General features: G+C 72.3%; 17 protein-coding genes. 11 read left to right on the forward strand and 6 right to left on the reverse strand.

Annotated elements, in window-relative coordinates; all coding sequences use genetic code 11:
* Positions 1-7: 7 nt before the first annotated feature.
* Positions 8-1,036 (forward strand): tetratricopeptide repeat protein, encoded by a 1,029-nt coding sequence (locus ABZU53_RS09730; RefSeq protein ID WP_355064989.1) that lies wholly within the window; start codon positions 8-10, stop codon positions 1,034-1,036.
* 149 nt (positions 1,037-1,185) lie between these two features.
* On the opposite strand, the gene ABZU53_RS09735 is transcribed toward ABZU53_RS09730, so the two are convergent.
* Complete coding sequence (locus tag ABZU53_RS09735) at positions 1,186-2,352, reverse strand: homogentisate 1,2-dioxygenase domain-containing protein (RefSeq protein WP_355064991.1); 1,167 nt, start codon at positions 2,350-2,352, stop codon at positions 1,186-1,188.
* A gap of 94 nt (positions 2,353-2,446) precedes the next feature.
* Here ABZU53_RS09735 and ABZU53_RS09740 point away from each other — a divergent pair, with 94 nt between their 5' ends.
* The 5 genes from ABZU53_RS09740 (at position 2,447) to ABZU53_RS09760 (ending at position 7,080) form a co-directional block, all read left to right on the forward strand.
* Entirely contained in the window at positions 2,447-3,316 is an 870-nt protein-coding gene (locus ABZU53_RS09740; protein WP_354857439.1) for a hypothetical protein, read from the forward strand.
* A complete protein-coding gene (fahA, locus tag ABZU53_RS09745) occupies positions 3,313-4,509 on the forward strand; it encodes a fumarylacetoacetase (RefSeq protein ID WP_355064993.1) in 1,197 nt (398 codons plus the stop codon). Before ABZU53_RS09740 ends, fahA begins: the two co-directional genes overlap by 4 nt.
* A gap of 393 nt (positions 4,510-4,902) precedes the next feature.
* A complete protein-coding gene (locus ABZU53_RS09750; RefSeq protein ID WP_354857433.1) occupies positions 4,903-5,112 on the forward strand; it encodes a DUF397 domain-containing protein in 210 nt (69 codons plus the stop codon).
* A 140-nt stretch (positions 5,113-5,252) separates the two neighbouring features.
* Positions 5,253-5,735 carry an SRPBCC family protein gene (locus ABZU53_RS09755; protein ID WP_355064995.1) on the forward strand — a complete coding sequence of 161 codons (483 nt, stop codon included), beginning with the start codon at positions 5,253-5,255 and terminating at the stop codon, positions 5,733-5,735.
* 85 nt (positions 5,736-5,820) lie between these two features.
* Entirely contained in the window at positions 5,821-7,080 is a 1,260-nt protein-coding gene (locus ABZU53_RS09760; RefSeq protein ID WP_355064997.1) for a PQQ-binding-like beta-propeller repeat protein, read from the forward strand.
* A 53-nt stretch (positions 7,081-7,133) separates the two neighbouring features.
* Here the strand turns inward: ABZU53_RS09760 and hisC are convergent, their stop codons facing one another.
* The 4 genes from hisC to hppD form a co-directional block, all read right to left on the reverse strand.
* Entirely contained in the window at positions 7,134-8,237 is a 1,104-nt protein-coding gene (hisC, locus tag ABZU53_RS09765; RefSeq protein ID WP_354857425.1) for a histidinol-phosphate transaminase, read from the reverse strand.
* A complete protein-coding gene (locus ABZU53_RS09770; protein ID WP_355064999.1) occupies positions 8,234-9,241 on the reverse strand; it encodes an RDD family protein in 1,008 nt (335 codons plus the stop codon). The genes hisC and ABZU53_RS09770 overlap by 4 nt, the downstream gene beginning before the upstream one ends.
* 67 nt (positions 9,242-9,308) lie before the next feature.
* Positions 9,309-10,043 (reverse strand): RDD family protein, encoded by a 735-nt coding sequence (locus ABZU53_RS09775; RefSeq protein WP_355065000.1) that lies wholly within the window; start codon positions 10,041-10,043, stop codon positions 9,309-9,311.
* An 11-nt stretch (positions 10,044-10,054) separates the two neighbouring features.
* Positions 10,055-11,260 (reverse strand): 4-hydroxyphenylpyruvate dioxygenase, encoded by a 1,206-nt coding sequence (gene hppD / locus ABZU53_RS09780; protein ID WP_354857418.1) that lies wholly within the window; start codon positions 11,258-11,260, stop codon positions 10,055-10,057.
* A gap of 130 nt (positions 11,261-11,390) precedes the next feature.
* On the opposite strand from hppD, the gene ABZU53_RS09785 reads away from it, so the two are divergent.
* The 5 genes from ABZU53_RS09785 to ABZU53_RS09805 all read left to right on the forward strand — a co-directional run bounded on the left by ABZU53_RS09785 (position 11,391) and on the right by ABZU53_RS09805 (position 19,884).
* Complete coding sequence (locus ABZU53_RS09785; RefSeq protein WP_355065001.1) at positions 11,391-11,897, forward strand: Lrp/AsnC family transcriptional regulator; 507 nt, start codon at positions 11,391-11,393, stop codon at positions 11,895-11,897.
* Between the two features lie 106 nt (positions 11,898-12,003).
* Complete coding sequence (locus tag ABZU53_RS09790) at positions 12,004-13,419, forward strand: PQQ-binding-like beta-propeller repeat protein (protein WP_355065041.1); 1,416 nt, start codon at positions 12,004-12,006, stop codon at positions 13,417-13,419.
* Between the two features lie 114 nt (positions 13,420-13,533).
* Positions 13,534-15,201 (forward strand): fumarate hydratase, encoded by a 1,668-nt coding sequence (locus tag ABZU53_RS09795; RefSeq protein WP_355065003.1) that lies wholly within the window; start codon positions 13,534-13,536, stop codon positions 15,199-15,201.
* Positions 15,202-15,457: 256 nt separating this feature from the next.
* Positions 15,458-18,439 carry a BTAD domain-containing putative transcriptional regulator gene (locus ABZU53_RS09800; protein WP_355065005.1) on the forward strand — a complete coding sequence of 994 codons (2,982 nt, stop codon included), beginning with the start codon at positions 15,458-15,460 and terminating at the stop codon, positions 18,437-18,439.
* Between the two features lie 35 nt (positions 18,440-18,474).
* Positions 18,475-19,884 carry a class II fumarate hydratase gene (locus ABZU53_RS09805; RefSeq protein ID WP_355065007.1) on the forward strand — a complete coding sequence of 470 codons (1,410 nt, stop codon included), beginning with the start codon at positions 18,475-18,477 and terminating at the stop codon, positions 19,882-19,884.
* 191 nt (positions 19,885-20,075) lie between these two features.
* Here ABZU53_RS09805 and ABZU53_RS09810 read toward each other — a convergent pair whose 3' ends face one another.
* Positions 20,076-20,369 (reverse strand): hypothetical protein, encoded by a 294-nt coding sequence (locus ABZU53_RS09810; protein ID WP_355065009.1) that lies wholly within the window; start codon positions 20,367-20,369, stop codon positions 20,076-20,078.
* Between the last annotated feature and the right edge of the window lie 198 nt (positions 20,370-20,567).

Here is a 20,567-nt window from a genome sequence, read left to right on the forward strand (position 1 = left end):
CGCCGCGATGTCCACCGAACCCGCCCCCGACCAGTTCGCCGGCGACGGCTATCTCGAACGCGCCCAGCTCCTCGCCGAGCTGGGACGCCACGACGAGGCGGCCGGTGAGCTGACCGAAGGGCTCGCGCTGAAGCCCGCGGATTCGCAAGCCCTCACCATGCTGGCCCGGGTGCATCTCGTCGCCGACCGGCCGGTCGATGCGCTCGCCGCCGCCGACGCGGCCGTGGCCGCCGCGCCGGAGGCACTGCCGGCGCTCGTCGTCCGGGCCATGGCACTGGTCGACCTGGGGCGCTACGCCGATGCGGCGACCACCGCCGACCGGCTGCTGGCGCTCGGGCCGACCGACGCGTACGCCCAGCGCAGCGCGGCGGCGATCCTGGCCGACTCGCGCAACGGGCAGCCGGCGCTGAACGCGGCCTGGCGTGGGGTTGAGCTGGCCCCGCAGGAGGCGCAGGCGCACCTGGTGCTCAGCCTGGTCGCGGCCCGACTGGAGCTGTTCGACCTGGCCGAGCGGGCCTACCGGGAGGCGCTACGGCTCGATCCGCGCCTCACCGAGGTCGGGCACGACGTCGGTGTCCTGCACCTGGAGCAGCGCCGCTGGTCCGAGGCGCTGGAGCATGTGGCGGAAGCGGTGGCGATCGGCCCGAGCCGGATCGACTCCCCGCGGACCCTCGCGTACGGCCTGCACCGCCTGGTGCTCTACGGCGCGGGCTGGTCACTGGTCGCCGCGGTGGTGGTGGCGTTCGCGGCCTCGACGAGCGACGGGTTCTCCCGTGTCCTGGCGGTGCTCGCGGCCCTCACCGGCGGCGTCGTGGTCTGGCAGCTCGCGGCGCGGCTGCCGGGGCTCACCCGGACCGTCCTGCCCGCCATGCTGCACGCGGACCGCACGATGGCCCTGGCGATCTACGCGGTGGCCGCCGCGCCGGCGCTGCTGCTCGTGTACGCGGTGGTCGGCTCGCCGTGGCCGCTGGTGCTGGCGATCGTCGCCACCGCGATAGCCGAGTTCGCCATCTTCACCAGAACAGCTTTCCGCTGACCCAACCAACCCGACCCACGGCGTAACCCGAAAAGATCACCAGCGTCGCCTAGCTCGCCCAGGTCGGGTTTTCGCCGGAGCCCGCCCGCGTCGGGATCAAGCCTGACCGCCCAGAGCGGGCGGGCTCCGGCGAAAACCCCCAACAGCGACTAAACAGAACGCGCCCAAGTCCAGGCGTACCCCTCGTCCTCGCAGGCGCGCGCCCCGTCGCACAGGTCGAGGGGCCGGAAGGTGTCCACCATGACGGCCAACTCGTCAAAGTAGTCCGCGCCGATGGAGCGTTCGGCGGCGCCCGGCTGGGGGCCGTGGGTGAAGCCGGACGGGTGCAGTGAGATGGAGCCCTGCTCGATGCCGGAGCCGCGTCGGGCCTCGTAGTTCCCGCCGGTGTAGAAGAGCATCTCGTCGGAGTCGACGTTGTGGTGGTTGTACGGCACCGGGATCGAGTCCGGGTGGTAGTCGACCTTGCGGGGCACGAACGAGCAGATGACGAAGTTGGGGCCCTGGAAGGTCTGGTGCACGGGCGGGGGCTGGTGGATGCGGCCGGTGATCGGCTCGAAGTCGTGGATGGAGAACGCCCACGGGTAGAGGTGCCCGTCCCAGCCGACCACGTCGAACGGGTGGTTGGCGTACACGTAGCGGGTCCAGCCACGACGGTGGCGGACCAGCACCTCGACCTCCTCGCCGTCGACGAGCAGCGGGGCGTCCGGGCCGCGGACGTCGCGCTCGCAGTACGGCGAGTGCTCCAGGAACTGGCCGCGGACGGAGAGGTAGCGCTTGGGCGGGCCGATGTGCCCGGCCGCCTCGACGGTGAGCAGCCGCACGGGCTGGTCGCCGGTGGGCACCAGCCGGTGGATGGTCGAGGTGGGGATGATGACGTAGTCGCCGGCGACCGCGTCCAGCGCCCCGAAGGGCGACTCGACCCGCAGGGTGCCCGCCTCGACGTAGAGGCAGTGGTCACCGGTGGCGTCGCGGAACAGCGGGGAGGGCCGGTCGGCGAGGACGTACCCGATGCGGACGTCGTCGTTGGCGAGCAGGTACTGCCGGCCGAGGATCGGGTCGGCGCCGCCCGCGTCGAGCTTGTGGGTGCGCAGGTGGCGCGGCTTGAGCGGCAGGTTCGGCGCCCGGGTGAACGTCGGCGGGGTGAACTCGTCGGCGGCCAGGATCGCCGTGGGGGCGTGCCGGTGGTAGAGCAGGGACGAGTCGGAGGAGAAGCCCTCCTGACCCATCAGCTCCTCGGCGTAGAGGCTGCCGTCGGGCTGGCGGAACTGGGTGTGGCGCTTGCGCGGCACCTCGCCGACGCTGCGGTAGTACGGCATTTCGCCTCCCGATATATCCCGTTCACCGGCCGAAGGCGTCCGATAATCGGACGCTGTTGTCCGTTCCTTGTAGCGTCCCGTACATTCTTGTTCCGTGTCAACGCAGGTGCCCGCGCTCCTCGACGGCCTGGTGGACGACGCCGCCGTCTTCCCTCCGGGCAGCGCCGCGCTGCCCGACGCCCTGACCGCCCACCGCCGGCACCGCGCCGCCTGGTACGCCGACCTGGTGGGCCCGCTGCTCGTTCCCGCCTCGACCGTCGCGGCCGGCGAGCTGAACGGTCTCGTCGACCCGGCCGAGGGCCTGGTGATCGGGCTGATCGGTGACACCGGGATCGGTCCTCTGCCCTTCGCGCTGTCGTTCCTGGCACCCGACGGCGTGACCGCACGCCAGGTCGAGGTGGCCGTCGCCAAGCGGGGCGAGAATCCGCTGCCCGGCATCGCCGAGCTGCTGCGGCTGACCGAGGACCTGCCGGACGTCGAGGCCGTGTACGCCGAGCTTCCGTTGACCTTCGGGCTGATGGGCGCGCTGGACGCGATCGCCGCCTCCCGCGCCGACGGTGTCCCGATCGCCGCGAAGTTCCGCACCGGCGGGTTGGCCGCCGAGCTGTTCCCCACCCCGGCTGAGCTGGCCGCCGTGATCTGCGCGTGCCGGGACCGGGACCTGCCGTTCAAGCTCACCGCAGGGCTGCACCAGGCCGTGCGTCACCTCGACCCGGAGACCGGGTTCACCCACCACGGGTACGCCAACGTGCTGGCCGCGACGCTCGCCGCCGCCGACGGCGCGAGCGCGCGGGTGGTCGCCGAGCTGCTGACCGCGCTCGACCCGCGCCCGCTGCTCGAACGCGCCAACGAACGGCTGGACGCGCCGCGCCCACTGTGGGTCGGCTTCGGCTCGTGCAGCATCCTGGAACCACTTACCGATCTGATCCGGCTGGGGCTGGTGAACGGGGGGCACGACGCATGACCTGGGTGACCGGCGTTGACGGTTCACCGTACGGGGTGACGAACCTGCCGTACGGGGTGTTCTCCTCGGGTGGGGGCCGGCCACGGATCGGCGTACGGATCGGGTCGTGGGTGTTCGACCTGGCCGGTGCCGAGACCGCCGAGCTGGTGCTGGCAGCTGGCGCGCTGTGCCGGCCGACCCTCAACGACTTCATGGCGCTGGGCCGTCCGCAGTGGACGGCGGTGCGTCAGCGGATCGTCGAGCTGCTGACCGACCCGACGCACCGGCCGGCGGTCGAACCGCTGCTGGTGCCCCTGGCCGACGTGGAGCTGCTGCTTCCGTTCGAGGTGGCCGACTACGTCGACTTCTACTCCTCGGAGCACCACGCCTCGAACGTCGGGCAGATCTTCCGCCCCGGTCAGCCGCCGCTGCTGCCCAACTGGAAGCACCTGCCGATCGGCTACCACGGACGGGCCGGCACCGTCGTCGTCTCCGGCACGCCGGTGACCCGGCCCACCGGCCAGCGGGCGTCCGCCGAGGGTCCGGTCACCGGCCCGTCGGTACGCCTCGACATCGAGGCCGAGGTCGGCTTCGTGGTCGGTGTGCCCAGCCCGCTGGGCGCCCGGGTGTCCGTCGACGACTTCGCCGACCACGTCTTCGGGGTGGTGCTGGTCAACGACTGGTCGGCCCGCGACATCCAGGCGTGGGAGTACCAGCCGCTCGGTCCGTTCCTCGGCAAGTCCTTCGCCACCTCGGTCTCGGCCTGGGTGACGCCGTTGGACGCGCTGGCCGACGCCTTCGTGCCGGCTCCGGAGCAGGACCCGCCGGTCGTCGACTACCTGCGCGACGTGCCGCACCTGGGGCTCGACCTGCGGCTGGCGGTCGAGTGGAACGGCGAACGGGTCAGCGAACCGCCGTTCGCCAGCATGTACTGGACCCCGGCCCAGCAGTTGGCGCACCTCACCGTCAACGGCGCGTCCCTGCGGACCGGCGACCTGTACGCCTCGGGCACCGTCTCCGGCCCGGACCGTTCCCAGGTCGGCTCCTTCCTGGAGCTGACGTGGGGCGGGGCCGAGCCCGCGAAGGTCGGCACCGAGAGTCGTACCTTCCTCGCCGACGGCGACACCGTCACTGTCACCGCCACCGCGCCCGGCCCGGACGGCACCACCATCGCCCTCGGCGAGGTCACCGGAACGGTCCGCCCGGCCCGCTGAGCCGGCCCGCTGAGCCGGCCCGCTGAGCCGGCCCGCTGAGCCGGCCCGCTGAGCCGGCCCGTCCCGCGGGCCCGCGCCCGGCGCGCCTGCCACCTGGCTCGCCCTCGGCTTCCTTTGCTCTGCTTCACTCCACGCAACACTTGGGGCCGCTCGCTGTTGCGTCCGTTGAAGCAGAGCAAAGGGTCCGCTGGTTCACCTCGGCCCGCTTCGGAGCCGTCTGAGCGCCTGCCCGTCGGGCCATCATCGATGAGACTCGTGATCGCACCGTCTGTGCGATCACCAAGCCTGGTTACCCCGTTGGTCACGCGGATCATGTCGCCCCGCCACCCGTACGGCCGGATCTCGCCCGGCCGCGGGTGGTGGGGCATCCCGACGCACACGGAGGTAACGACGATGCACGATCTCACCGGAGCGCTCTGGCGCACCAGCAGCCGCTCCAACGACCAAGGGCTCTGCGTGGAGGTGGCGGACAACCTGGTCGACGTCCTCGGTCTGGTCGCTCTCCGCGACTCCAAGGACCAGGCCGGCCCCACGCTGGCCATCAGCCCGCCGGGGTGGACAGCGTTCATCGGCGCGATCAGGGGTGGTCGCTTCGACCGCTGACCGGTACGCCGGGCGCCGGTCGACGATCGGTGCCAGGCGACCGCCGAAACGGACAGCGGGGCCTCCGGTTGGTGAAAATTCCGTCCGGGGGCCTCGTCCGGCCCTCACCGCGCGTACCGTCGACGACACGGGAGGGCGGCATGTCGACGGTGGCGGTTACCGGTTTCATCGAGGCGCACGCTGTCGATGTCTGGCGTCTGCTGACCGACCTGCCCGGCCGGGCCACCCGGCTGACCGCGGCCGGCCCGGTCGAGGTGCTGACCCCGGGCCCGTTCGGGCCGGGCACCGCCTGGCGTGAGGCACGCGCCCAGCCGGGCGGCGGCACACTCACCGAGGAGTTCCTGGTGGTGGAGGCGTTCGCGCCGCAGCGGCTGGTGCTCTCTTCCTCCGGTGCCGGCGCGGACTACCGGATCACCTGGAGCCTGCGGCCGGTCCGGCGTCGCCGCCGCGCCCGCACGGCGATAACGGTCACCCAGGAAGCAGTGCCCACCGATCCGTACGGCCGGGTGGTGGCCCTGCTGCTCGGTGGCCTCGCCGCTCGGGCGGTCGAGGTGGCGCTCCGGCGTGATCTCGCCGACCTGGCCGTCGCGGCCGGCACCCTCGGCTCGGTCGAGGCGGCCTGACCCGCTCACCCGCGCACCGCGGCCCGTCCAACCTGGCCGGGGTCCGTTCGGTTGCGCTGGGTAGGGTGCCGGGCGGAGGTGCGGCATGGGGTTCCCGAGGGGCCGGCGACGGCTCGTGCTGGCGGTGGCGGTGGTGCTGCTCGCCGTGGCAGCCGTCGCGGTCGTCGTCCACCGGGTGCTCGCGCCGGCCGAGGTGAGCACACCGGCGCGCGGCGCATATCCAGCCGCGCCCCGACCGGCCGCCGGCGTGGTCGGTCGGCTGCCGGTCGCCCCGTTGATCGTGGACGGAAGACTGCGGGTGTACGCCGCCCACCGCCAGGTCTACGCCGACCGACCGGTCGACGGGCGGCACCGGACCACGCCCTACTGGTCGTACCGGCGCTGGCCGGCGGAGCTGACCGGGGTGGTGGCGAGCGGCAGCACCGTGATCAGTCGCTGGTCCGACGGCCGGCTCGTCGCGCTCGACGCGTCCACCGGGCGGGTGCGGTGGCGGGCCGACGGCCCGGTGCCCGCCGCGAGCGCGGCGGTGATCCGGCGGACCGGGGCCGCCACGGTCTGGGACGCGCGCGGGCTCCTCCTCACCGACCTCGCGGACGGCCGGACGGTGCTGACGGTCACCGGGGACACGCAGGCCCGCGGGGTGGAGGTGGCCGGCGGCCGGGAACTGTGGCGAGCCGATCTGCCCGGCGCCTGCCGCAGCGACCTCGGCACCACGACGACCGGGCAGTTGATCGGCCTGGACACCTGCGCCGGGCCGGCCACGATCGAGTTCCGGGATGCCGCGACGGGTGTGGTGGGTGAGCGTTGGCGACCGCCGGGCGGCCCGGATCGGCTGGTGGTCACCCCGCTCGGTTGTCGTACCGGCCGTTCGGGCTGCCTGGGCCTGCGGACGGCCGGCCCCGGGGACGCCGGTGGCCGCGGCTGGCTGCTGGGCGACGGCGGGCCGCTGGCCGCGCCCGCGCTGGACCCGGCCGGGGCCACACTGGCCGGTGACCAGGCCGTCGCCGTCGTCGACGGGGTGGCGGTGGGCCGGTCGGCGCGAACGGGCGCCGAGCTGTGGCGTTTCGCCGGCCTGGGACCGGCGCGGGTGCTCGCGGTGCAGCCCGGCCGGGCGCATCTGCTGACCGAGGCCAACGAGCTGGTGACACTCGACCCGGTGACCGGTGTGCTGCTCTCCCGCTACACGCTCAACGTGGGCTCGGACGGCACGGGCTGGGCGCCCGGGGCGGTCTGGGCCGAGGACGGCTACGTCGCGGTGGAACGGCTGCGCGAGCCGGTCGACCCGAACGGCGACGACCAGCGCTACTACCTGACCTCCGAAGCGGTGATCCTGGCCGCCACCTGATCGGGGCACCGACTGACCAACCTCATGTCACTGGTTGGTCACACTCCGTCCGCTCAGGTCAGCGCCGCCTCCGCGGCGGCCAGGAACGCGTCGTTCTCGGCCGGAGTGCCGATGGTGACCCGGACGCCGTCCCCGGCGAACGGTCGGACGATCACCCCGCGCGCCTCGCACGCCTTGCCGAACGCCACGGCCCGGTCGCCCAGCGGCAGCCAGACGAAGTTGGCCTGGCTGGTCGGCACGTCGGGCACGAACTTGCGCAGCGCCTCGGTGACCCGGTCCCGCTCGGCGACGACCAGCGCGCAGCGTCGCTCCATCTCGCCGGCCTGGGTCAGCGCCGCGAGCGCGCCCGCCTGGGCGGCCGTGCTCGTGGAGAACGGCGTGACCACCTTGCGGATGGCCGCCGCCACCACCGGCTGGGCGACCAGCCAGCCGATCCGCAGCCCGGCCAGACCCCACGCCTTGGACAGGGTGCGCAGCACCGCGACGTTCGGCCGGTCCAGGTAGTCGAGACCGTCCGGCACCTCGGCGTCGGTGACGAACTCCCGGTACGCCTCGTCGATGACCACCAGCACGTCGTCCGGCACCGCGTCGAGGAACCGGTCCAGCTCGGCCCGGCGTACCGCAGTGCCGGTGGGGTTGTTCGGGTTGCAGACCAGGATCATCCGGGTCCGGTCGGTCACCGCCGCCGCCATGGCCGCCAGGTCGTGCCCGTGCCCGGCGTCGTTGGGCACCCGCACGCTGGTCGCGCCGCTGGTCGCCGCGATGATCGGGTACGCCTCGAACGACCGCCACGAGTAGAGCACCTCGTCACCCGGCAGGCAGGTGGCCCGGACGAGGTGCTCGGCGAGCGCCACCGACCCGCAGCCGGTGGCGATCCGGTCCGCGTCCACGCCGTACCGCTGGGCCAACGCGTCGCGCAGCGCGACCACGCCCATGTCCGGGTAGCGGTGCGAGGCCATGACCGCCTCGGTGACCGCCTCGACCACACCCGGCAGCGGCCCGTACGGCACCTCGTTGCTGGCCAGCTTGATGGCCTCCGGCAGACCCAGCTCGCGCGCCAGGTCGGCGGGGCTGCGCCCCGGCACGTAGTTCGGCAGCGCGTCCAGGTCGGCGCGGGTCAGTCGCAGCGCGGGCTCGTGACGTCCGGAGTCGGTCATGGGGTGTCTCCCGAGGGCTGGGGGTGGTCGTCTGGGGCGGGGGAAGTGGCGGTGGCGGGGACCTCGACGACCACCGTCTGCGCGCGCTTGTCGTGCAGCGCCCGGCGCAGCGGGTGGTCGAAGAGCGGGGACAGGGAGTCGACCAGTTGCAGCAGCAGGCCGAGCCCGGCGCAGTACCAGAGCAGGGTGGGCAGGCCCAGTGTCGTCCACCGGGTCAGCGCCCGGCCGAAGCCCAACGGCTGGTCGGCGGCGATCGGGACCGCCTTGATCCGCATCACCCGTTTGCCGATGGTCTGCCCGTTGGCCGCCATGGCGGGCACCTCGTACGCCAGCCACAGCGCGGTGGCGATCACCACGATCACCACCTGGAGGAGCCCGGTCTGCTCGCTGATGGGTGGCATCCCCTCGGTGGAGGTGTTCCCCTCCATGCCGCGCCGGAACGCCTCCCGCCAGTATGGCATCAGCTCGTCCAGCCACCGCCAGACGAACCAGCCGTTGACCAGCACATTCAGTGCGAACACGAGACCGAAGTCGATCAGCCGGGCGACGAGCCGGCGGCCGTAACCGGCCAACCTGAGCCCGTGCGGCCGAGGCTCGGGCGGTCGGCCGAGCCAGCCGGGGGGACCGCCGGGCGGGGCCCACCCGGGCGGCACGCCCTGCGGCGTCCAGCCGGGAGGACCGGCCTGCGGCGTCCAGCCGGGCGGCGTGCCCGGTGGCGCCCAGCCGGGCGGGCCGGCCTGCGGACCCCAACCCGGGGCGGCCTGCGGACCGTGCCCGGGTTGCGGGGCCGGCCCGGAGTGCGGAGGCCAGCCCGGCGCGGTCACCGGGTGGGCAGCGGCAGGTGCGGTCGGGGTGACCGGTGCGGGCGGCGGCTCGGCCGGCGGCGGTCCGTCCGGCGGGGTGGCGTCGACGGGAATGGGCGCGCCGAGCCAACCCTCGCCGTCCCAGTACCGCCGGGTCTCGGTGTCGGCGGGGTCGACATACCAGCCGGGTTGCACGCTCACGCCGACGCTCCGCTTCGCTGCGCGTCGGCGTGCGGCGCCACGCTGCTGGGCCTGCTGGTTTGCTCGCTCACGAGGCCACCTTAACGACGATCGTTTCGGCTGCCTTGTCGTGGAGGCACTGCTGCCAGGGCTTGTCCCAGAGCTGCCAGAACCCGTCGAGGTAACTGCCCCCGGGCACCAGGCCGGCGAGTTGCTGCACCAGGTACCGCTTGGCGGCGGTCCAGCGGTCGAGGGTACGGGTCGGATCGAGCGGCACGACCCGCAACTTCATGGTCTTCTTGCCGAGGGTCTGGCCGGTCCGGAACATCATCTCGACGTAGTACACGTACGAGAGCACGAGCGAAGCGGCGATGATCGCGAGGTCCAGCCACAGCAGGGGCAGCACGAGGTCGTGGTAGAAATCCGGCTCCGCCATGGTGCCGTCCGACGCGACCTGGAAGAGGTCCGGCGCGATGACGACGAAGAAATAGATCATCGCGGGCACGGTGAACACCAGGCCGACCACCATGAAGACCGCGCAGTCGATCAGGCCGGCCAGCAGCCGGTCGCTGAAACTGGCGAGCGGCTGCCCACCCGGGCTCAGCGTCGGCGGCGGGGCCATCGGCCGGGGAGGGCCGGGATACCACGGCGGTGGGCCGTAGCCGAGCGGCGCGTACTGCGGTGGAACCGTGTACCCGGGTGGGGCGTGGTGCGGTGGCACGGCGTACCCCTGGGGGATCTGTCCGGGCGGCGGCGCGACGCCGCCGGCGGCGGGCGGAGGCCCACCGACCGGCGGCGTCGGGTACGGCGGAGGCTGCGTCACGCTCGACAGTGTTACAGGTTGCCGCGGGCTTCCTGCTCCCGCTCGATCGCCTGGAAGAGGGCCTTGAAATTGCCCTTGCCGAAGCCCAGCGAGCCGTGCCGCTCGATCAGCTCGAAGAAGACGGTCGGGCGGTCCTGCACCGGCTTGGTGAAGATCTGGAGCAGGTAGCCGTCCTCGTCCCGGTCGACGAGGATCTTGCGGGCCTTGAGCTCCTCGATCGGCACCCGCACGTTGCCGATCCGGGCGCGCAGCTCCGGGTCCTCGTAGTACGAGTCCGGGGTGTCCAGGAACTCCATGCCGGCGGCGCGCATCGCGTCGACGCTGGCCACGATGTCGTTGGTGGCGACGGCGATGTGCTGGGCGCCGGGGCCCTGGTAGAACTCCAGGTACTCGTCGATCTGCGACTTCTTGCGGGCGATGGCCGGCTCGTTGAGCGGGAACTTCACCTTGCGGGTGCCGTTCGCCACGACCTTGCTCATCAGCGCCGAGTAGTCGGTGGCGATGTCGTCGCCGATGAACTCCGCCATGTTGGAGAAGCCCATCACCCGCTTGTAGAACTCGACCCACTCGTCCATCCGGCCCAGCTCCACGTTGCCGACCACGTGGTCGACGGCCTGGAAGAACCGCTTCGGCTGGAGGCCGGCGTCGATCATCGGCTGCCGGTCCACGATCGGGCCGCGGGCCACGAAGCCGGGCAGGAACGGGCCGCGGTAGCGGGAGCGGTCGACCAGGGTGTGCCGGGTGTCGCCGTACGCCGCGATGGCGGCCATCCGGACGGTGCCGTTCTCGTCGCTCACCTCGTGGGGCTCGACGACGCCGGTGGCGCCCTGGGCGACGGCGTGCGCGTACGCGGCGTCGACGTCCGGCACCTCCAGCGCGATGTCGCTGATCCCGTCGCTGTGCTTCGCCACGTGCTCGGCGCCGTCGGCGTCCGGGCGGACCGCGCCGGTCAGCACGAACCGGGCCGAGCCGCTGGTCAGCACGTACTGGGCGTGGTCGCGGTAGCCCTGCTCCGGGCCCCGGTACGCCACGCAGGTCATGCCGAAGGCGGTGGAGTAGTAGTGGGCGGCCTGCTTGGCGTTGCCGACCAGGAAGTGCACGTGGTCGAGCCCACGGACGGGGAACGGGTCGTGGCTGATGTCGTGGTCGACAGCGCCGACGAGCCGGTCGACGTCGACGTCCTCGGTCGACTGGGGTCGGTCGATCGCCTGGGTCATGGTGGCCTCCCTCGCGTACCGGCCGGCCTCGTGGGCCGGTTCTTGACCGAAGGATCGCGGTGCGGGCGTCGAGTGGGCAACTGTCGGTGTAAATGCTGGTCAGGTTGTGCATTCGGTATGGTCTTGACCCGTGAAGGGTGAGCAAGCTGTGCAGCTCGACGCGCTCGACGTGCGATTGGTCGAACTGCTCGCCGAGGAGCCGCGGATCGGGGTGCTGGAGTGCTCCCGGCGGCTCGGCGTGGCCCGGGGCACCGTGCAGGCCCGGCTGGACAAGCTGGTCGACCGGGGTGTCATCGGTGGCTTCGGCCCGGAGATCTCGCCGGCCGCGATCGGGTTCGGGGTGACCAGCTTCGTCACGCTGGAGATCAGTCAACGGCAGGGCCACGACCCGGTCACCGCTCACCTCGCGGCGATCCCCGAGGTGCTGGAGGCGCACACCATCACCGGGTCCAGCGACCTGCTCTGCCGGATCGTGGCCCGCTCCAACACCGACCTGCAACGGGTCATCGACCAGATCGTGTCGTCCGCCGGCATCACCCGCGCGTCGACGATCATCGCGCTGGCGGAGCAGATTCCCTACCGCACGCTGCCCCTGGTGCGCAGCGCCGTCCGGGCCGAGGGACGAACACCCACGTAACACCTCCGGGCCCAGAAAGCGCGGCGACACGGCGGCGCGGGGCGTACGGAAGATCCGTGATCGTGGCTACGGTGTGCGGGTGGCGAAGGGGAGCGTGCGCGGTGGGCTGCTGCTCGGCCTCGCCGTGGTCGTCGCCCTCGCCGCCACCGGCGTGTGGAACCCGTTCCCCGGCCTGTGGGAGTGGGTGGACCGCAGCGAACCCATCTCCGAGCCGGACGTGGTCTGGCAGCAGCGGGTCGGCGGCACCCCGCGCAGCGTGACCATCGCCGGCGACGCCGTCGTGGTCGAGCAGCGCACCCGGGTGGAGGCCCGCAGCCTGGCCACCGGCGCCCAGCTCTGGGAACGCAAGGCGGACTGGTCGGCGGTCGCGGGCGGCGACCGCGACTCGGTCGTCGCCGTGGGCAAGCTCCTGGTCAAGGGGTACGAACTGCTCGACCCGACCACCGGGGCGACCCGGCGACGCGACGACGACGCCGTGGCCGTGTGGACGTACCGCAACCTGCTGCTGGACGCCCGCTGCACGGATGCCACCGACTGCACCCTGAGCGCGTGGGACCCCCGGGGCACCGCCCCACTGTGGACGGCCTTCCTGCCCGGCGTGCACAGCGGCCTGCTCGCCGACAACCCGGGCCTGCGCGGCACCCGTCGGCTCACCGCCACCCGCGTCGACGACGGGGTGGCCGGGCCGGAGCCGGTGCCTCCGCTGCTCGGCTTCCCGGTCGACGGCCGGGTGCACGTCGTGGACACCGCCACCGGCCGGGTGCTGCAGAACGTCGAGCCGGGCCGGGACGAGCGGCTCTCCGTGGTGGGCGGCAGGATGCTGCGGATCGCCGCCCGCTCCCAGGACGGCACCTGCTACTTCGCCATCTCGGCGCGGGACCCGGCGACGGGGCAGGAGGCGTGGCAGCGGGCCGGGGTCAACCTGCGCACCGCCGACACCGCCGGCTGCGTCCAGCGCGAGGACCCGCAGGGAGCGCGCAACGTCCTGATCGGCGTGGGTTCGGACGGCCGCGAGGCGGTCATCGACGGGTACGACGGGCGGCTGCTCTGGGTCGGCGAGGCGAGCACCAAGCTCGTCGCGGTCGACGACCGTTACGCGGTGTTCCGCTCAGCGGACAAGCGCTCGGTGGTGTCCCGTGAACTCGGCGCCGACCGGGTGCGGTGGACCCGCCCGGCCAGTGCCAAGGCCGGCGCCGCGCTCACCCCGTACGCGGCGGTGCTCGCCGACGAGAAGCCGTCGAGGTTGGTCGCCCTCGACCCGCGCAGCGGCCGGGAACTGGCCGTGCTGCGGACCTCCGCGAACGCCCTCGCCGTCGGTTCGCAGGGAATGATCATCGGTGAGGGGCGGGAGATCGGGTACGTCCGCTTCGGCGCCACCGGAGGCACCCCCGTCCCGCCTCCCGGCGACGGTGGCAACCCCGGCCCCGGCGGCACCGGCCCCGGGCGGGGCAACGACGGCGACGGTGACTGCGGGCCCAAGGGTGAGCTGTGTCCCGATCCCGACGGCGGCAAGGACGGCTGAGCGGGCGGGACGTCGGTGCGCGGAGCGCGGCGGACCTCGGAGGATGAGAGCGGCGTCCCAGACCCAGCCCGGCGGGTGGGAATGATCGACCGGTCTGCCCTAGGCTTGCCGCTCATGAGCAGTGCCGCCGCATTCTCGTACGCCCCTCTGCTGCCGACCGGTCCCGACCAGACGGACTATCGCCTGGTCACCGACGAGGGCGTGGACGTCGTACACGGCCCGGGGGGCCGTCGTTTCCTCACCGTGGAGCCGGCCGCGCTCACCGCGCTGACCGCCGAGGCGATGCACGACATCGCGCACTTCCTGCGCCCGGCGCACCTGGCCCAGCTCCGGGCGATCATCGACGACCCGGCCGCGTCGCCGAACGACCGGTTCGTCGCGCTGGACCTGCTGCGCAACGCCAACATCGCCGCCGGCGGGGTGCTGCCGATGTGCCAGGACACCGGCACCGCGATCGTGATGGGCAAGCGTGGCCGGCACGTGCTGACCGACGGCGCCGACGCCGAGGCCATCTCCCGGGGCGTCTACCAGGCGTACACGAAGCTCAACCTGCGCTACTCCCAGCTCGCCCCGCTGACCATGTGGGACGAGCGGAACACCGGCAGCAACCTGCCGGCCCAGGTCGACCTGTACGCCGAGGACCCGGACGGGCACCCCGACGCGTACAAGTTCCTGTTCATGGCCAAGGGTGGCGGCTCGGCCAACAAGTCGTACCTCTACCAGGAGACCAAGGCGCTACTCAACCCGACGCGGATGATGCAGTTCCTGGAGGAGAAGCTGCGGCTGATCGGCACGGCCGCCTGCCCGCCGTACCACCTGGCCATCGTCATCGGCGGCACCTCCGCCGAGTACGCGCTGAAGACCGCGAAGTACGCCTCCGCGAAGTACCTGGACGCTCTCCCGACGCAGGGTTCGATGAGCGCCCACGGCTTCCGGGACCTGGAGCTGGAGGCGGAGGTGCTGGAGCTGACCCGTAACTTCGGCATCGGCGCGCAGTTCGGCGGCCGGTACTTCTGCCACGACGTGCGGGTGGTCCGGCTGCCCCGGCACGGTGCCTCGTGCCCGGTGGCGATCGCCGTCTCCTGCTCGGCCGACCGGCAGGCCGTCGCCAAGATCACCCCGTCGGGCGTCTGGCTGGAGCGACTGGAGACCGACCCGGCACGGTTCCTGCCCGACGTCACCGACGACTCGCTCGACTCCGAGATGGTCGTCCGGGTCGATCTGAACCGGCCGATGGACGAGATCCGCGCCGAGCTGTCCAAGTACCCGGTGAAGACCCGACTGTCGCTGTCCGGCCCGCTGGTGGTGGCCCGCGACATCGCCCACGCCAAGATCGCCGAGCGGTTGGACGCCGGTGAGCCGATGCCGCAGTACCTGCGCGACCACGCGGTCTACTACGCCGGCCCGGCAAAGACCCCCGAGGGGTACGCGTCCGGCTCGTTCGGCCCGACCACGGCCGGGCGGATGGACGCGTACGTGGAGAAGTTCCAGGCCGCCGGTGGCTCGCAGGTGATGCTGGCCAAGGGCAACCGGTCCGGTCAGGTGACCCGCTCCTGCCAGCAGCACGGCGGCTTCTACCTCGGCTCGATCGGCGGCCCCGCGGCCCGCCTCGCCCAGGACTGCATCAAGCACGTCGAGGTGCTCGAATATCCGGAGCTGGGCATGGAGGCGGTCTGGAAGATCGAGGTGGAGGACTTCCCGGCCTTCATCGTGGTCGACGACAAGGGCAACGACTTCTTCGCCGAGGTCACCAAGCCGGTGCTCACCGTCGGCCGCCGCTGACTGACGCGTACGCGAAGGGGTGCCGGGCGAACTCGCCCGGCACCCCTTCGGTCGTCCGTGCTCTGCCGACATCGGTGCGCCCCGCCCCTGGGGTGGGAGGGCGCACCGCCCCCGTCGGATGCCGTCACCGACAACCCGGATCGAGTCTGCGGCGCACCGCACTCGATCCGCTCTCAGATCACTATCACCAGACTGCGGCGATCTGTGATCGTCGGGCTACGCTGCTGGAAGTTGCGCCATCGACGCGGGGGAGCAGATGCGGTTCGGGATCCTGGGGCCTCTGCGCGTCGGCGGTGGCGAGTCCACCGTCACCGCTGGCCGGGACCGGGTCGTGCTCGCCATGCTGCTGCTCCGTGCCGGCCGGCTGGTGCCGATCGAGGAGCTGGTCGACGCGGTGTGGGAGGAGCGCCCGCCGGCGACCGCCCGGGCCCAGTTGCAGACCTGCGTCTCCCGGTTGCGTCGCCGGTTCACCGAGCTGGGGCTCGCCCCGGAAACCATCATCACCGATCCGGTCGGGTACGGCGTTCGCACCGCCCCGAGCGACCTGGATGCCGAGGTCTTCGCCCGCAGCGTCGAGGAGGCCCGGGCGGCCGCCGCGGCCGGTCGGCTGGCCAACGCGGGTGAGCGGTACCGCTCAGCCCTGGCCCTCTGGCGCGGGCCGGCGCTCGGCGGTATCCCCAGCCGCAGTGTTCGTCGCCGCGCGCAGGCGCTCGATGAGCAGCGCCTCACCGCCCTGGAGGAGTGCGTCGACGTCGAGCTACGCCTCGGGCACGCCGCGGAGCTGATCGACGAGCTTGCCGAGAGCGTCGACCAGCACCCGCTGCGGGAGCGTCTGCGGGGCCAACTGATGGTGGCGCTGTCCTCGGTCGGCCGACAGGCGGACGCGCTCGCGGTCTACCGGGAGGGCCGGCGCTCCTACGCGGAGGAACTCGGCATCGAGCCGGGCGCCGAGTTGCAGGCGCTGCATCAGCGCGTGCTCGCCGGCGACCTCGCCCTGGCCGGTCGGGAAACCCGACCGATCGCGCCGGTCCGGTCGCTGCCCCGGGCGATCGGTGACTTCACCGGCCGGCAGGAGACGGTGGCCCGCCTGGTCAAGGAGATCGAGGAGGACGGCACCCGGATCCAGGTGATCGATGGCATGGCCGGCAGCGGCAAGACGACTCTCGCCGTGCACGTCGCCACAGCCCTGGCTGACCGCTACCCGGACGCCCAGCTCTTCATCGACTTGCACGGGCACAGTGCCCGTCGTCCGCTGACACCGGCCACGGCCGTGGCCGCCCTGCTGCGACAGCTGGGCGTGCCAGCCGAGCGGATACCGGAGGACACGGACGACCGACTGGCGCTGTGGCGGACGGAGCTGGCCGACCTGCGCGCCCTGGTGGTGCTGGACAATGCGTTCGCTGCCGACCAGGTCGCGCCGCTGCTGCCCAACGGCTCGCACTGCCAGGTGTTGATCACCAGCCGTCGTCGACTGATCGGGCTCGACGAGGGCCGCCCGTCGTCGCTGCCGGTGCTCGACGCGGACGAGGCCATCGAGCTGCTCGGACGGGTGGTCGGCGCGGAGCGGGTCGCCGCCGAACCGGAGGCAGCGGCCGAGGTGGTGCGGCGCTGTGGCCACCTGCCGCTGGCGATCCGGCTGGCCGGCGCCCGACTCGCGCACCGGCCCCGCTGGCGCGTCGCCGACCTCGCCCAACGGATGCACGCCGGAGCGGGAGCGCTGGCCGAACTGACCGCCGGGCAGCGCTCGGTGGGGCAGGCGTTCGCGCTGTCGTACGAGCAGGTCTCCCCTGCGGCGCAGCGGCTGTTTCCGCTGCTCGGCCTCTACCCCGGCGGACGGCTGGACAGTCGGGTGGCCGCCGCCCTCGCCGAGCTGCCCTTGACCGACACGCAGGAGCTGCTGGACGAGTTGGTCGACGCCCATCTGGTGGAGGAGGTGCAGCCGGGCCGGTACCGGTTGCACGACCTGCTCCGCGAGTACGCCCGCCTGCTGCTTGCCGCCCCCGAGCGGCAGGCCGAGCGTCGGGCCGGCCTGGAGCGGCTGCTCGACTACCACTTGGCCGTCACGTTGGCGATCGCCCGGACCATCGAGGCGGCGGGCAGTCGGCGCAACATTCCCGTGCACACGCCCGGCCGGCCCGACCTGGTGGCCGTCCCAGCAGCGCAGGGTCGGGCGTGGTTCGAGGAAAATCTCGTCGCGCTCACCGCCCTGATCCGGCTGGCCGGCGAGGAGGACTTCCCGGCTCAGTGCTGGCAGCTGGCCCGAGCCGGCTGGCGGCTCAACTTCGACGGCGGGCACCTTGACGAGCTGATCGAGACCCACACGATTGGCCTACGGGCCGCGGAACGGCTGGGCGACGAGGCGGCGGTAGCCGCGATGCTGAACTACCTCGCCTCTGCGTATTTCCGACTGGCCCGCTTTCCGGAGGCGATCAGGGTGATGGAGGTGGCGCTCGAGTTGCGCCGCCGGCTCGGACTGCGTGGCGACGTGCTCAGCACCCTGTGGAACCTGGGCGCCTCGTACGCCGCGAACGGTGACTTCCGGCAGGGCAAGGCGAAGTTCGACGAGGCGCTCGGCATGATCAACGGCCAGGGTGACGGCAACGAACTGACCAACCTGCTGAACAACCTGTGCTTTGCGCTGATCGGGTGGGGTCGGTACGCCGAGGCGCTGCCCATCGCCCGGCAGCACCTCATTCTGGCCCGACAGACCGGAGACATGGCACAGGTTGCGCATGCGTTCGGGCACCTCGGCATGATTCGCCACCGGCTCGGCGATCTGGGCCCGGCTCGTCGAATTCTGCGGCTTGCGCTGTACCTGAGACGCAAGGCGAGCAATCGATTCGGTGAGGGCGAGGTGCTCAACGAGATCGGTGTGATGGAGCGCGACGCGGGGAGGCCGGAACGTGCCGCGGCCCTGCACCGGGACGCACTGATGGCGATGATGGAGGCCGGCGACCGGATCGGTCAGTGCGCCTCACGTAACCTGCTGGCCCTGGCGATGCTGGAGCAGGGAGATGCCGCCAGCGCGCTCGACCTGCATCGCAGGGTGCTCGTCGACGCCGGCCGGCTGGGTGCCCGCTACGAGCAGGCGAGGGCGCTCCAGGGGATCGCCCGGTGCGTACGAAACACCGATTCGGCTGCCGCCCGACTGCACCTGACCCGTGCGCTGGGCCTGTACCGGCAGATCGACCTACCGGACCAGCACGAGGTGGAACGGCTGCTCGCCGAGCTGGGCTGACGGATCATCTGCGGGTCGGCCACCCGCGCGGCAGGATGGTACGCGTGACGACTCCAGAGACGACCGGTTACCGGATCGAACGCGACTCGATGGGCGAGGTGGAGGTGCCCGCCGAAGCGCTGTGGCGGGCGCAGACCCAGCGGGCGGTGCAGAACTTCCCGATCTCCGGGCGGGGCATCGAACCGGCCCAGATCAAGGCCCTGGCCCAGATCAAGGGTGCCGCGGCCGAGGTCAACGGCGCGCTGGGTGTGATCGACGCCAACGTGGCCGCCGCGATCGCCGCCGCCGCCGCGCACGTCGCCGACGGCGGGTACGACGACCAGTTCCCGGTCGACGTTTTCCAGACCGGTTCCGGAACGTCGTCCAACATGAACGCCAACGAGGTGATCGCCACCCTGGCGAGCCGTGAACTGGGCTCGGCTGTGCACCCGAACGACCACGTCAACGCCTCCCAGTCCAGCAACGACGTGTTCCCGTCCTCGATCCACCTGGCGGCCACCCAGTTCATCGCGGAAGATCTGCTGCCGTCGCTGACCCACCTCGCCGAGGCGCTGGAGGGCAAGGCGGCCGAGTTCGAGACGGTGGTGAAGGCGGGGCGTACGCACCTGATGGACGCCACCCCGGTCACCCTCGGGCAGGAGTTCGGCGGGTACGCCGCCCAGGTCCGCTACGGCATCGAGCGGTTGGAGGGCTCGCTGCCCCGGCTGGCCGAGCTGCCGTTGGGCGGCACGGCCGTGGGCACCGGGATCAACACCCCGCTCGGCTTCGCCGCCGCCGTGATCGGCAAGCTGCGCGAGTCGACCGGGCTGCCGCTGTCCGAGGCGCGCAACCACTTCGAGGCGCAGGGCGCCCGTGACGCGCTGGTGGAGACCTCGGGGCAGTTGCGGACGATCGCCGTGGGTCTCTACAAGGTCGCGAACGACATTCGCTGGATGGGCTCCGGCCCCCGGGCCGGCCTGCGGGAGCTGCGCATCCCCGACCTCCAGCCCGGCTCGTCGATCATGCCGGGCAAGGTCAACCCGGTGGTGGCCGAGGCGATGCGGCAGGTCTGCGCCCAGGTGATCGGCAACGACGCGACAGTCGGTTTCGCCGGTTCACAGGGCGACTTCGAGCTGAACGTCATGCTGCCGGTGATGGGCCGCAACCTGCTGGAGTCGATCCGGCTGCTGGCCGCGGCGAGTCGGCTGTTCGCCGACCGCCTGGTGGCCGGCCTGGTCGCGGACGCCGAGGTCTGCCTGGCGTACGCCGAGGGGTCGCCGTCGATCGTCACCCCGCTGAACCGCTACCTCGGGTACGACGAGGCCGCCTCGATCGCCAAGGAGGCGCTGGCCAAGCAGGCGTCCATCCGGGAGGTCGTGATCTCCCGAGGTCACGTCGACTCGGGCACGCTCACCGAGACCCAGCTCGACGAGGTGCTCGACCTGCTCCGGATGACCCACCCCTGACCTGCGGGTGCCCTGCTCAGCGCGGGTCGCTGCGGTGCCGGTCAGCGGGGTCGCTCAGCGCGGGTCGCCGCGGTGTCGGTCAGCGGGGTCGCTCTGCGCGGGTCGCTGCGGTGTCGGTCAGCGGGGTCGCCGCGGTGTCGCTCTGCGCAGGTCGCCACCCGGTGTCGCTCTGCGCGGGTCGCTGCGGTCGCTCAGTGCGGGTCGCCACGCGGTGTCGCCCAGGCGAGGAACCGGGTGAAGAGGGCCCTCGGGTCCGGGCCGCCCTGGGGGTTGAGCCGATACAGGTCAGTGGCCGCGTCGTGCAGGACCGTGCACAGGTAGATGCTCAGGGCGATCTGGTCGTGGGCGTACTCCTGGCGGAGGGTGAGTCGGGCCACCGGGCACGGCCACGGCGCGGCGCAGACCCGGCAGAGCCAGAGTGGACGCAGCGGCAGGTGCGGTCGACGGGGCGTGGTCGCGCGGTCGTCCGGGGCGGTCCGGCACATGGTGTGGGAGTCCCTTCGAGCTGAATCGTCTCTGACGTCACCTCCCCGCGGACCGTCTCGCTTCGGCCGCGACGTCGCCGAGATCGTGGCCGATCGCGCGATGACCGCCATCCGTCTCAACCGACCTCAACAACCTCAACCCGCTTCAGATCTTGGACAGTTTCCGTTAGGCGCTAACGGAAACTGTCCAAGATCTCG

The organism is Micromonospora sp. NPDC005194, from assembly GCF_040608335.1.
Taxonomy (GTDB): Bacteria; Actinomycetota; Actinomycetes; order Mycobacteriales; family Micromonosporaceae; genus Micromonospora.